The following is a 1,293-nucleotide window of genomic DNA, read 5'->3' on the forward strand; positions in this document are numbered from 1 at the left end:
AAATAAAAAATTCAATATATTGTTAAAAAGTTTTATTATGACATATTTTGATAATATATATATAATATACTTTACATAAGTCTAGGATAATAAATTTTATAGGAGATAAAATAGTGAAAAATAATAAAAATAAATTAATACAAAGGATTACTATAGCTTTACAAACACTTTATCTATTCGCGATTTTTTCATCTAGTATTGTGCCAAATATTTATATTACGTTTTTGATTGCTGTAATATTAAATATATCGAGTTTAATTTTAAATTTTGTTAATATCTTTTCTAAAGGACATTTTAAGTTCTTATTTTTACTTATAACAATATGTGAAATTTTACTTACTATATTTATATTTTTACTTCCAGAAGCGGGGACCCCTGCCCCAATTCAGCTTTTTAGCTAATTAAAAGATAAAGTGAGTTTAAAATAAAATAATCGCTCTACTTTTATGTATAATAATATAGTAGATATTTAAAGATAAATAAAAACTATAATTTATATAAGAAAGGACGTAAATATGAAAATAACATATATTCACCACAGCAGTTTTTGTGTAGAACTTGAAAATTCAATACTTCTTTTTGACTATTTCAAAGGTGAGCTTCCAGAGTTTAATAAAGATAAAAAACTTTATGTATTTGCAAGCCACTTCCACCAAGACCATTTTGATAAATGTATTTTTGAAATAGCTAAAGACCACCCTAATGTTACATATATTCTTTCAAAAGATATTAAAAAAAGAAGAAGCAAATATGTAAAATCTGCTGACCAAATCGTTGTTGTAAACTTCGACGAAGAAATTACAGTAGATAATATGAAAATAAAAACACTTGAATCAAGTGATATTGGAGTTGCATTTTTAATTGAAATAGAAGGAAAAACAATCTACCATGCGGGCGACTTAAACTGGTGGCATTGGGAAGGCGAAAACTCACCAAAAGAAAACAAATATGCTGAAGATAAGTTTAAATCTGGAATAGAAGGTATAAAAGGATATGATATAGACTTGGCATTTGTACCGTTAGATCCTCGTCAAGGTGATTTTTACTACTTGGGATTTGAGTATTTTATGAGAAATACAAATACAAAAATAGCTTTCCCAATGCATATGTGGGGAGATTTCTCAATTTGTGATACTTTTATAAATTCTAAATATGCAGTTGATTATAAAGATAAAATAATTAAGATAAGTAATGACAATGAAGTATTTAATATAGATTAGCTAACTTAATCTATATTAATGTAGTTGATTATAAAAAATTAAACCCTACAAATTATAAATTTATTATACAGGT

The 1,293-nt window shown here is 25.1% G+C and carries 2 protein-coding genes; both read left to right on the forward strand.

Going from position 1 to position 1,293, the window contains the following annotated elements; translation table 11 throughout:
• Positions 1 to 113 precede the first annotated feature (113 nt).
• Positions 114 to 401, forward strand: coding sequence for a hypothetical protein (locus I4U58_RS13805; RefSeq protein ID WP_195931908.1), 288 nt, complete (start codon positions 114 to 116; stop codon positions 399 to 401).
• Positions 402 to 515: 114 nt separating this feature from the next.
• Positions 516 to 1,220 carry an MBL fold metallo-hydrolase gene (locus I4U58_RS13810; RefSeq protein ID WP_195931909.1) on the forward strand — a complete coding sequence of 235 codons (705 nt, stop codon included), beginning with the start codon at positions 516 to 518 and terminating at the stop codon, positions 1,218 to 1,220.
• The last annotated feature ends 73 nt before the right edge of the window (positions 1,221 to 1,293 follow it).

This window comes from Clostridium sp. 1001270J_160509_D11 (assembly GCF_015667935.1).
In the GTDB taxonomy this organism is placed as follows: Bacteria; Bacillota; Clostridia; order Peptostreptococcales; family Peptostreptococcaceae; genus Intestinibacter.